10 protein-coding genes are annotated in these 11,932 nt (G+C 60.5%); 2 read left to right on the top strand and 8 right to left on the bottom strand.

From position 1 onward, the window contains the following. Window positions 1–24 precede the first annotated feature (24 nt). Window positions 25–1,854 carry a serine protease gene (locus SJY36_RS10440; protein ID WP_386174859.1) on the top strand — a complete coding sequence of 610 codons (1,830 nt, stop codon included), beginning with the start codon at window positions 25–27 and terminating at the stop codon, window positions 1,852–1,854. Between the two features lie 72 nt (window positions 1,855–1,926). Here SJY36_RS10440 and SJY36_RS10445 read toward each other — a convergent pair whose 3' ends face one another. From SJY36_RS10445 to ftsY, 8 genes are all read right to left on the bottom strand, one after another. Beyond that, a complete protein-coding gene (locus SJY36_RS10445) occupies window positions 1,927–3,474 on the bottom strand; it encodes a 5-guanidino-2-oxopentanoate decarboxylase (protein ID WP_386176492.1) in 1,548 nt (515 codons plus the stop codon). A gap of 44 nt (window positions 3,475–3,518) precedes the next feature. After that, a complete protein-coding gene (locus tag SJY36_RS10450) occupies window positions 3,519–4,967 on the bottom strand; it encodes a TrkH family potassium uptake protein (RefSeq protein ID WP_037945061.1) in 1,449 nt (482 codons plus the stop codon). Between the two features lie 113 nt (window positions 4,968–5,080). Then, window positions 5,081–5,317, bottom strand: a complete 237-nt coding sequence (locus SJY36_RS10455) for a hypothetical protein (RefSeq protein ID WP_005854202.1) — start codon at window positions 5,315–5,317, stop codon at window positions 5,081–5,083. A gap of 227 nt (window positions 5,318–5,544) precedes the next feature. Continuing rightward, window positions 5,545–6,633: a GTP cyclohydrolase FolE2 gene (gene folE2 / locus SJY36_RS10460; RefSeq protein WP_386174862.1), complete on the bottom strand. Its 1,089-nt coding sequence runs from the start codon at window positions 6,631–6,633 to the stop codon at window positions 5,545–5,547. A 93-nt stretch (window positions 6,634–6,726) separates the two neighbouring features. Continuing rightward, window positions 6,727–7,911, bottom strand: a complete 1,185-nt coding sequence (locus tag SJY36_RS10465) for an aminotransferase class V-fold PLP-dependent enzyme (RefSeq protein WP_386174865.1) — start codon at window positions 7,909–7,911, stop codon at window positions 6,727–6,729. Window positions 7,912–8,174: 263 nt separating this feature from the next. Continuing rightward, on the bottom strand, window positions 8,175–8,780 hold the full coding sequence (locus tag SJY36_RS10470) for an inner membrane-spanning protein YciB (RefSeq protein ID WP_005854205.1): 606 nt from the start codon (window positions 8,778–8,780) through the stop codon (window positions 8,175–8,177). Between the two features lie 12 nt (window positions 8,781–8,792). Continuing rightward, the gene (locus SJY36_RS10475; protein ID WP_386174868.1) at window positions 8,793–9,695 is read right to left on the bottom strand and encodes a DMT family transporter; all 903 of its coding nucleotides are present in this window, start codon (window positions 9,693–9,695) and stop codon (window positions 8,793–8,795) included. 22 nt (window positions 9,696–9,717) lie between these two features. Then, window positions 9,718–10,914 (bottom strand): signal recognition particle-docking protein FtsY, encoded by a 1,197-nt coding sequence (ftsY, locus tag SJY36_RS10480; RefSeq protein WP_005854207.1) that lies wholly within the window; start codon window positions 10,912–10,914, stop codon window positions 9,718–9,720. 111 nt (window positions 10,915–11,025) lie between these two features. Here ftsY and SJY36_RS10485 point away from each other — a divergent pair, with 111 nt between their 5' ends. Beyond that, entirely contained in the window at window positions 11,026–11,910 is an 885-nt protein-coding gene (locus tag SJY36_RS10485; RefSeq protein ID WP_386174872.1) for a lytic transglycosylase domain-containing protein, read from the top strand. The last annotated feature ends 22 nt before the right edge of the window (window positions 11,911–11,932 follow it).

Consider the following 11,932-nt stretch of genomic DNA (forward strand, 5'->3'; position numbering starts at 1 on the left):
AAATCCTTGAGAGCACCCATACCTATGACGCGACTGTTTGCGGCCCTGATCGCCGCCTTGTTTATTGCCCCGTTTGCCTTTGCACAGTCTGCCGATGATGTGGTTTGGATACAGGTCGAAGCCCAGCCTAATCTGGCCGCGGCGACAGATCGCGCACGTGCCTATAGCGCCAATCTTGAGGATGTGAACGGCTTTGCCTTGGGCGGCAGCTGGTATGGAATCGCGGTCGGCCCCTATCGCCGTGATGACGCCGAGCTGTTGTTGCGCCGCTACCGCCGCGACGGGGTGATTCCGCGCGACAGCTTTATCCAGCTTTCTGAACGGTTCCAGCAGCAGTTCTGGCCCGTGGGCGCGAACGTCCTGAACATTCCGCTGATCGCACCGGTTGACCCCGCATCCCCCACCGATACGCAGACAGACAGTGAGATCACGCAAACCACACTGCCCCCCGCCAGCGAAGCGCTGGAACAAGAGAACACCGCCACCGCCGAGACAGAAACCACGCAAGTCCCCGTCCTGCCAGAACCACCACGTGACGAAACCCTGGCCGAAGCGCGCGCTAGCGAACGGGAGCTTGACCGCGCGGCGCGCGAACAGCTGCAGGTCGCGCTGAAGTGGGCCGGGTTTTACAATGCCTCTATCGACGGTGCCTTCGGACGCGGTACGCGGGGGTCTATGGCCGATTGGCAAGGGGCCAACGGCTATGACGCCACCGGCGTGCTGACAAAGTTGCAACGCGCCGCCCTTCTGAAACAATATAACGCCGTGCTCGAAGGTCTGGGCCTGCAGGTCGTGCGCAACGCCGACGCGGGGATCGAGATGGTGATGCCGACCAAGATCGTGGGGTTTGACCGGTTCGAGCCCCCCTTCGCCCATTACAATGGCACCGGCGACATCGACGCGCGGGTTCTGCTGATCAGTCAGGCGGGCGATCAGGATACGCTTTTCGGTCTGTATGACATCATGCAGACCCTTGAAATCGTCCCCGAAGAAGGCCCGCGCGAGCGGAAATCCGACAGTTTCGAGCTGATCGGCGAGAACGGCCGCATCGTCAGCCAGACGCAGGTGTCGCTGCAGAATGGCGAGATCAAGGGCTTCACCCTCATCTGGCCCGCCGGGGACGAAGACCGCCGCCGCCGCGTGATTGCCGAGATGACGAAATCCTTTACCCGCCTGCCCGGTACGCTGGATGCCGCAGCGGGGGGTGGCGACCGTCAGGCTGTCGATCTGGTGTCAGGCCTGCAAATCCGGTCGCCGAAAATCTCGCGCTCGGGCTTCTTCATTGATGGGCGCGGTACTGTTGCCACCACATCCGAGGCGGTGCAAAGCTGTGGTCGGCTGACGCTGGACGACGAGACAGAGCTTGATGTGGTTGTTGACGATGCGGCCAGCGGGATCAGCCTGCTGAAACCCCGCGCAGCGCTTTCGCCCCTGGATGTGGCGGCGTTCAACACCGTGCCCCCCCGTTTGCAATCCGAAATCGCGGTTGCGGGTTTCCCCTATGAAGGCGTGCTTGGATCTGCAACCGTGACCTATGGCACGCTGGCCGATGTGCGTGGGCTGCAAGGCGAAGAGAACATCGCCCGCCTCGCGCTAGAAGCCCGCAGCGGGGACGCGGGTGGTCCGATTCTGGATCGTGACGGGCGGGTCTTGGGCATGTTGCTGCCCCGTGCCAATGGCGCACGCGAATTGCCCGAAGATGTCGCCTTTGCGGTTGAATCCAAGGTCATCGCAGAGCTTGCGCAAAAGGCCGGTGTCACCGTGGATACCACGGCCAGCAGCACCACGATCAAGCCGCAGGACCTGCGTGAAAAAGCTAAGGGCATGACCGTACTGGTCAGCTGTTGGGAATAAAGAAAACCCCGATCCCCCGTTTAACGGGGGATCGGGGTCAGTCGTTTGAACCGCTTCGGGCAGCGCCCTTGATCAGACTGCGGTCTGGGGCGTCAGATAGATCAACGTCGGGCGGTCGGCCTTGAAGGCTTGCGCCAGGACCTCTGGCAACTCCTCCAGCGATTTCGGTGCCGCAGCATAGGCTCCGTAGGCTTCGGCCAGTTTGCAAAAATCGGGATTATGAGCGATGACCGCATTTGGCGCGATCTGCGCGCGGGTCATGCTGTCTTCGATTTCGCCCAGTTTGCCATTGTCCCACAGGATGATCGGCAAGGGCAGCCCCAGCTCTACCGCAGCCCCCAGTTCCTGCACCGTGTACTGAAAGCCATAATCCCCGATGATCGCCATGGTCGGCAGCCCGGGGCGGCCAATGGCCCCACCAATCGCAGCAGGTGTTGCGTAGCCAAGCGTGCCGAACCCGTAAGGATGATGCCAATTTCCGGGGCGGTCCATCTCCCAGACCTCTGTCGCGGCATAGGCGAATTGGGTCATATCCGAGTAGATCATCGTGCCTTCGGGCGTCGCAGCCTTGACCGCGTCCACCACGGCAAGGATGCCCGGACGCTCCATATCCACTTCTGACCGCCAGCGTTTGCGCCAGCCTGCCACCTCGGCCGCATTCCAACCCGCTGCTGTGCGTTCGTCCGGCAAGGCAGCGTCAAGCGCGGCCATTACCTGTCCCGCATCCCCAAGAATGGCAAACGGTGCCGCTTGCGGGTCCGCCAGAACCGACGGATCAATATCAACGCGCACCAGCTCGCCTGAATGCCCCAGATGATCGCGCCAGAGGTCCACCTCTGCCAGCTCGGTCCCGACGGCGATCACAAGATCCGCCTGCGCGATCACATCGACGCTGCTTTCCCGCGCGAGATAGGCCCCGAAATGCAGCGGCGCTCCGGGCGAGACGATGCCACGTCCGGCATAAGTCGTCAGGCTCGCCGCCTGCCAGCGGGCCAGCAGGGCGTCAACGTTTTGAACGCCAACGGCACCACCGCCAAAAATGAACAGCGGCTTCTGCGCTGCCGCCAGCTTTTGCGCCAGAAGGTCGATCTGCGCAGAGGGCACCGCCGGCAAGGTCGCGCTGACGGCAAGGGCGTGCGCGGGGGCGGCCTCTGCCTCCAGCAGGTGAATGGGAACAGAAATATGCTTGGACCGCGGGCGGCTGGTGGCAAATTCGGTCAGGGCGCGATCAATCAACTGGTAGGCCGCCGGTGCCGTCAGCGCCATTTCGGACCAGTCGCACACGGTTTCCGCCGCCGCGCGCTGATCGTTCATCTGGTGCAGCTGCCCCTTCCGCGCCGCCGTTTCATCCAGACAGGAGGACAACACCAGCACCGGCACGGAATCGCTGTAGGCCTGCCCCATCGGCGTCATCACATTGCACAGCCCCGGGCCGGTGATCACATAGGCGATCCCCGGCTTGCCTGTGGCCCGGGCATAGCCATCTGCCATAAAGCCCGCCCCCTGTTCGTGCCGCGCCAGCACATGGGTCAGCCCTGCTTCCTCGATCCCGCGGTACATCTCTTGGTTATGCACGCCGGGGATGCCAAAGATCACCTCTACCCCGCGAGTTTTGAGCATATGAGAAATCTGTGCCCCCAAAGGACGGGTTTGTACTGCGCTCATTATGCTCTCCAGAATTTGAATGTCAGAATGACGTATACCGCCATAAGCTCCAGCCGCCCGACCAGCATTGCGGCGGTCAGGATCCATTTGGCTGTGTCGTTGAGGGTGCTGAAATTGCCCGCCGGCCCGATGATCTTGCCCAGACCCGGCCCGATGTTCCCCAAGGCCGCCCCCGCCCCCGAGATCGAGGTCACGAAATCCAGCCCTGTCATGCTGAGCGCCACGGCCACCAGCCCTAATGTCAGCGTGAAAAACATGAAAAACGACATGACCGAGATCATGACATCGCCGCTGATCGGGCGACCGTCATAGCGCGGGGTAAAGATGCCGTGGGGTGACCGGATTCGCTGCAACTGCGCACGGATGGATGCGAACAACAGCTGATAGCGGAAGATCTTGATCGAACAGGCGGTGGACCCCGCGCAGCCGCCAATCAGCCCCGTAAAGAAAAACAGCGCCACGGGAAACGGCCCCCAGGTCATATAATCGACCGAGGCAAAGCCCGTGCCCGAAATGATTGAAGTGATGTTGAACAGCGCCTCGCGCAGGGATTGCTCCCAATGATGCGGAAAGACCGACTGGATAGAGATAAAGATCAGCCCCACCAGCACCGCAATCGTCAGCAAGAAACCCTTTACCTGCGGATCACGATGCAGCGCCAATGGATTGCCGTTCAGCAATTGCACATAGCGCACGAAAGGCAGCGCCGCGAGCACCATGAAGATCGACGCCGCATATTCCGCATTGCCGCTAAAGGTCCCGAAAGAGGCGTCATAGTTTGAAAACCCGCCCGTAGACACGGTGGTCAGCGCGTGGACCGTCGCGTCAAAGACGTTCATTCCCAAGGTCAGATAGGTCAGCGCGCAGGCGAAGGTCAGCCAGACATAAATGACCGAAATCTGGCTGGCGATCTGCCCGGCCCGCGGCAGGATTTTGCCAAAGGTATCAAAAGCTTCCGACTTGAAAATCTGCATACCACCGACGCGCAGTTCGGGCAGGAACACCATCGCCACAACAATGATCCCGATGCCGCCCAGCCACTGCAGGATCGCACGCCACAACAACAGCCCCTTGGGCAGATCATCAAGCCCGGAAAACACCGTAGATCCGGTGGTGGTCATGCCCGACATGGCCTCGAACACCGCATCGACGAAACGCGCCTCTGTCGCGCCCAGCATGAACGGCAGCGCGCCGAAGAGCGGCAGCATCAGCCACACGGCCGTCGTCAACAAAAAGGTCTGCTGGATCGTCAGCCCTTCCCTGACCCCGTTGGCACAGGCCAGCGCGATCATGCTGCCCCCCAGCATGGTGATCAGCCCGGCCTCGACGAAGACGGGCCAATGGCCGCGCCCTTCGGCAATATCGACCAACATTGGCACGATCATCGCAATGCCAAGCACCGACACCAACAGGCCGATGACATATCCAACTGGGCGCAAATCCAACATCTGCGCAGCGTTGGCGCGGCGGCGCGCCGGTGTCAAGGACGCGCCCTGCGGTAAAACGCAAAACGGCCCGGGCAAGACACACCCGGGCCGTCAATAATCAACCTGTGAACCGATCAGACGTAATATGTGTCGCGGAAAACATGGTGCACGATGTCATCACGTTTGATACCCATCGCGGCCAGCTCTTCGTCGGTCTTGGACTGCAGGAATGTCACCTGACGCATCCGGCCCGAGTTCGCACCCGCTGCGATCAAACCGTTCCAGATGGCAGCAAAAAACCCGCCGATGACGGCGAAGGGGGCTTTGATAGTGGGGACGTTGCTTTGCGAAATTGTGCTGTTGTAAGCCATAATAAACTCTCGATTTATCTTGGCATTTCTGCCGGTTACCTTGTTCTGCCTCTTAATATAACGAAGCAATCCCTAATGAGAACCGACGTTTCTGCATAGCAGCATCCCGAAGATGCCGCATCGCAGCATGGCTTTGTGCATGTTTCAAGCAAGCACCACAAACCTCCGCGCAATAAATACGCGGAATGAAAACATGTCAGAGTAACTGCCCTAAAATCGTGCGAACATCAGCCGACGTGGAACAGCGTGCTGAACAGTCTGGGGTCAATGCTTTGAGCCGCAAAGGTATCGCCCTGCGTCAGAACAGAGATCGCATCATGACTGTGCAGGCTTTCCTGGTGGCTGGCCACAACGCGAAAATCACGCACCCGCGGTTCGGCTTGCAACTGCTCGCAGAACAGCCGCGCCGCGTCTTCGACAAAGATCGGGTTAGCGGCGTTCAGCTCGGCAAACGCCTGTTCGTCCTCGCGTTTGACCATCACCTGCGTTTCTGTCGGCACCGCGCGCCGCGCCGCGTCGATCAGGTCTTCGAACCACAGGCAGCTTTCCTCGCAGTTCACCTCGACCGAGATCCGCGCGACAGAGCGTTGCGAATGCGGCGTGGCAAGTTGCCCCCGTGTCGCACGGGCATGCTCGGACAGCTCCAGCGAACAGGGACAGGTAGAGGAATAGACGTAATCAAGGTGGATGATCTTCTTGCGCGCGCCTGCGGCCTCGACCAGCTCAAGCGCAATGTCGTAATACTGGTAGCCCGACAGCCCCGACCGCAGGCTATCGATCCGTACCGGAAAGGAAAACCGCATCTGGATGCGGGCATCATAGCTTTCGAGGTCGGACTTATAATCATCCAGCGCAGCTTCCATCACCTCGAAGCTGAACACCTCATCCGCATGTTTATAGAAACTGCGCATGATGCGGGACATGTTGATGCCCTTCTTATCCGCCTCAAGGCTGACCGATCCGGTGACCGATGTCTCGAGCGTCAGATCGCTGCCCTCGCGGGTGTGAAACCGCATGGGCAAACGAAAGTTCGATATCCCCACGTGCTGGATCTGCTGTTTCGCACCACGGATTAGGCTCGACGGGCCGTTTTGCAGATCGGGCAGCGTAGCCTTGTAGTTATCTCCCACGGCGAAATCACTGGGATAATCGCGGCTAAACTGCGGATAGCTGTCAACGCTTTGCAGCAGACGGGCCAGCGACGGGTCCAGCGTCTCAATCTCGGCGGTGCTGGCCTTGCGCGCCCAGGCCCGCAACGTATCAAGTGCCGCAACCGCGTCATCACGGTCCGGTATCACTGTCGCGGCGATATTCATAGCAAGGCCCTTTCGCAAGTTGCCCCCTATATAGGCGATATCGGGGGCTTTACCAATGCTCCGTCCAGCCAAGCAGGCAAAGCCCCCAAGTGATCACTTCAATGTGTCCAGCGCCTGACGGATGTCGGCGATCAGATCATCCACGTCCTCAAGCCCCGCAGACAAGCGCACAAGGCCGGGGCTGATCCCCAGCGTGGCCTTCTGGTCATCCGGCAAACGCTGGTGCGTCGTGGTCGCCGGATGGGTCGCGATGGATTTCGCATCGGCGAAGTTGTTCGAGATGGTGATAATCTCGAGCGCATTAAGGAATGCAAAACACGCGTCCTTACCGCCCTTGACCTCTACCGCCAAGACAGTCCCCGCCGACGGCGCATGAGACGTGGCGAGCGCGTGCTGCGGATGGCTGGGATGTGTCGGATAGCGCACAGCGCTCAGCTTGGGGTGCCCGTTCAGCGCATCAGCGATCTTATAGGCGGCATCCGCCTGGGCACGCACACGCAGGTCGATGGTTTCAAGCGCCTTGAGGTGGGTCCAGGCGGTAAACGGGTTCATCGCGCCGCCGGTGTGTTTCATATAGGTTTCGACGGGTCCGCGGATCAGCTCTTTGGGGCCGCAAATCGCACCGCCCAGCATACGCCCCTGCCCGTCCACATGTTTCGTGGTCGAGATAATGGCGATATCCGCACCACATTCCTTGGCATAGGAAAATACCGGCGTCGCCATGGCGTCATCCGCCAATACCAGCGCGCCGACGGCATGGGCCGCTTTCACCACATGGCGCATGTCAACGACTTCCAGGGTAGGGTTCGAAATGCTCTCAAAGAAGACCATGGTCGTGTCAGGGCGAATGGCCGCATCCCACGCCGCGTTATCCGTGCCGTCGATCAAGGTCACCTCGACCCCGAAACGCGCCAGGATATCCTCCAGCACATACAGGCATGACCCGAAAAGCGCGCGCGCGGCGACCACGTGATCGCCTGCTTTCAGCAGCGATGTCAGCGCGCCGCTGACCGCCGCCATACCAGAGGTACAGGCGAAACAATCCTCATACCCCAAAAGGCCCGAGATCCGGTCCTCGAACATGCGCACCGTGGGGTTGCCGTAGCGGGCATAGATAAACTCGTCATCCCCCAGCGACTGGAACCGCGCCTCGGCCTGTTCGGCGCTGTCATAGACAAAACCCTGTGTCAGGAACACGGCCTCGGACACTTCGTTATACTGGCTGCGGCGGGTGCCACTGTGAACAGCCTTGGTCCGTGGTTTCCAATCAACGCTCATTCTCTCATCCTTCCTGTCCCGCCGTGCAGCGGGCGTAAAAAAACCCCAGACGCGGTCAAGCGAAAGGGGGCTTTCATCCTGACCTTTTAGCGGAATTTGGCAGGTCTCTCTGCCCGTGGCCCGCAATCCGGTATCAAATCGCCACGTGTCATCTGCTACGCCCCTCGCCCGCTCGCGTCAACTATAACAGCAAGCCGCCTTCCAAATGGCCGTAAATCCCGGGGGCGCTGCCCCATACGGGGCAGCGGGGGCTGGCCCCCGTCCTAGCTTTCGTCTTTTTCCAAACCATAGGTCTGGAACAGCCGCCCTTGCGTCATAAAAAACACAAACACCGCCGCCGTCAGCCCGAATGTCTTGAAATACACCCAAGTCTCGGTGCTGGCAAAGCGCCAGATCAGCTCGTTCGCGAGCGCCAGACCGAAAAAGCACAGCATCAGCCGCTTGGTCAGAATCATCCAGCCGGCGTCATTCAGAGGCATCATCTCCTCCATCACGAACTTGAGATAGGATTGCCCCCGCGCCAGACCTATCGCCAAAAGCACTGCAAACAAAAGGTAAATGGCGGTCGGCTTCATTTTAAAGAACCTCTCGTCATTCAGCCAAACCGACAGGCCCCCGAACAGCGTCACCAGAATGACTGTGGCAACCTGCATGCGGCTGATCTTGCCCGTCAGCGCCCACAGCGCGCCCGTCGACAGGATCAACAGCGGCACAAAGGCCGCCGTCACCACGATAAAGCCGCTGTAGTCGGTGCCCCAAAGGGTGAAAGTCTCGTCCTTGAAGCGCAGATAGGCGACAAAGAATATCAGCACCGGCCCGTATTCCAGCGCCGATTTGACGAAAGGGTTTATCTCGCGTGTCGTGCTCATCTTGCTCTCCAGTTATCCGCCCATTTCGACGATCACCGCGCCAAGCGCGATCAGCGCCATCAGGGCAATACGGCGCGGGCCTACGGTTTCTTTCAGCACCAACCATCCGATCAGCGCCGCAAACACGGTCGAGGTTTCACGCAGCACGGCGGCCTCGCCCACTTTGTCCAGACGGGTCGCCAGCATGATCGAACCAAAGCTGAAAAAGGCGACAAAGCCACCCGCCACGCCACGGGTCATCAACGGGCCAAGGTCGGGACGATCCTCCATCCGCAGCCAGCGGCGCGCGGCGATCACGGGCATGACCAGCCCGTCGATCATGAAAAACCACGCCAGAAAGGTAAACGGGTTGTCCGTCGCGCGGATGCCATAGGCGTCGAATGTCGTATAAAGCGCCACGAAAAGCCCCGTCAGCACCGCCAGCCCGAGGGCCGCGTTCAGCGTATCGCGTTCGGACACGAGGTAGACAAAGTTATACAGCGCCAGCCCGAAGATGCCGGCCACCAGCACCGCAACGCCCAACCATTGCACGCCCGAAAAGCTCTCTCCAAAAATGAGGTAGGCGCCGATCACGGTGAACAAGGGCCCCGTGCCGCGCACGACAGGGTAGACGACCGTATAGGCCCCCTTGGTGTAGGCCCAGGCCTGTAACAGCTTGTAGACAATATGGATCGCCCAAGCCCCGGCAAAAATGACCCACATATGGGGCTCGGGCCACGGCACGACAAACAGCGCAAAGGGCGCTGCCATCAGGCAATAGGAAAAGTCGATAGCCCCGCGGGTCAACCACGGATCATGGCGCCCTTTCTGAAGCGCGCCAAAAACGGCGTGCAGAAAAGCCGCGGCCAGCGCAAGCCAAAGCGCCGCTTGGTGCCCCGCTGCGGTGCCTTCAATTTGGCTGATCCATACGGTCATGTCGCCGAACCTTTATGCTGCGTCACTGCGGGTCCAGCCCCATCAAGGCATCCGCAAACTCCTGCGGGTCAAAGGGCTGCAGATCGTCAATCTGTTCGCCGACGCCGATGGCGTGGATCGGCAGCCCGAACTTATCTGCAAGCGCCACCAGTACACCGCCCTTGGCCGTGCCATCCAGCTTGGTCATGACCAGACCGGAAACATCTGAAATTTCCTGAAAAACCTTCACTTGGTTGAGCGCATTCTGCCCTGTCGTCGCATCCAGCACCAACAGAGTATTATGCGGCGCACTTGGGTCTTTCTTGCGAATGACCCGCACGATCTTGGCCAGTTCTTCCATCAGGTCGCCGCGGTTCTGCAACCGTCCGGCCGTGTCAATCAGCAGCAGATCAGCGCCGTCACGCTCCGCCTGCGTCATCGCGTCGAACGCAAGGCTCGCCGGGTCCGACCCCTGCCCTGCGGTCAATACCGGCACGTCGGCACGGTCGCCCCAGACCTGCAATTGTTCGACAGCGGCCGCGCGAAATGTGTCACCGGCGGCGATCACAACGTTCTTGCCTGCGGCTTTGAACTGGCTGGCCAGCTTGCCGATTGTGGTCGTCTTGCCCGACCCGTTTACCCCCACCACAAGCACTACCTGCGGTGTCTTGGCATAGATCGGCAAGGGCTTGGCAATCGGGTCCATGATCCGCGCGACCTCTGTCGCCATGAGGCGCTTGATCTCGTCCACAGACAGACGCTTGCCAAAGCGCCCCTCGGCCATATTCGCGGTGACGCGCAGGGCCGTATCCACGCCCATATCGGTCGAGATCAGCAGCTCTTCGAGCTGTTCGAGCATCTCGTCATCCAGCACACGCCGCACAACAGGGGCCGCGGCGCTGCGTCCCATCAAGCGGCCCATCAGACCGGGTTTGGCCGGTGCTGGCTCGGGGGGTGCGGGCACCAGATCGGGGGCCACGGGGGTCATCGTCTCGCGCAGCGGCACGGGCGCGGGCGTATCCTCTTCATCCGCTGGCATCGGTGCGGGTTCATCATCCACCGCTTCGGGCAATGCTTGGGCCGCGGCCTGCGGCGCATCCATCACCTGATCGACAGGAACCTCATCCACCGTTTCAGGGGTATCCGTCGCCCCGCCATCTTCGACAATCGCCTCAAGCCCTTCGTCGATCTTGGACGAGGATTTGAACATTTTGGATTTCAGCTTTTGAAAAAAGGCCAAGCGCGCTCTCCGAATTGTCAGGCGTTTTCTATGATCTATAGGCTCGACCGGCGGGATGGAAGGGCGACAAGAGCAATTGACAGCAAGGGGCCCGTCGCGCACCAAGTCTGTATGCGGTTTTTATGGGTGCTCTGGGTGATACTGATGGCAGGGGCGGCGCAGGCCGAGCCGGACCAGCGCTACTGTTCCAGCACCAAATGGGGTCATGCCCACTGCATCCGCCCTGCGCATTTCGTGTATGACACGTGCAACGCGATCAAGGTCTTTTCCGAGCGGCACGGGCTGGACAGCGGATTTTTCGCGCGGCTGATCTGGCAAGAAAGCAGGTTTGACCAAAACGCCTTGAGCCACGCCAATGCGCGCGGCATTGCGCAGTTCATCCCCTCCACCGCCGCGCTGCGCGGGCTGAAAGACCCATATAATCCAGCTGACGCACTGGAACACTCTGCCCAGTATCTGGCTGAAATGACGCAGAAATACGGGAACGAAGGACTGGCTGCGATCGGCTACAATGGCGGCGAGCGCCGTGCGGAGGGGTTTCTGATCGGCAAAGGGCTCGCCCCCGAGACGGTCGCCTATGTCCCCATCATCACCGGTCTGGACGCCGAGCAATGGCGCGATGCCCCGCCCAAAACGCCCGATTTCCGGCTATCAAAAACGCAAGCTTTCCTGCCCGCCTGCTACGAGATGGCACGCAATCGCCGGCTGACCGCCCTAAAGGTGACACCCCCTGCCCCGGTGATCAAACCCTGGGGGGTTCAGGTATCCTTCGGGACCAGCAAGGACCGCGCGCGGGATAAAGCCAATGCCCAGACAGCAAGCTGTCGCAGCGCGGTGAAAGGACGGCGTCTGGATTTCCTGTTCAAGAAAAACCGCGTGTCGCGCCGCAAGGGATTCTACTTCGGACAATACGGCAGCAACAGCCGCACCGACGCCCAGCGCCTGTGCGACAGGATGCGCGCGACCGGGTGCACCTGTTTGGTGGTGCAGAACTAATTCCCGCTTTGAAGAGACGTCT

It is taken from the genome of Sulfitobacter sp. R86518 (assembly GCF_042466275.1).
In the GTDB taxonomy this organism is placed as follows: domain Bacteria; phylum Pseudomonadota; class Alphaproteobacteria; order Rhodobacterales; family Rhodobacteraceae; genus Sulfitobacter; species Sulfitobacter pontiacus.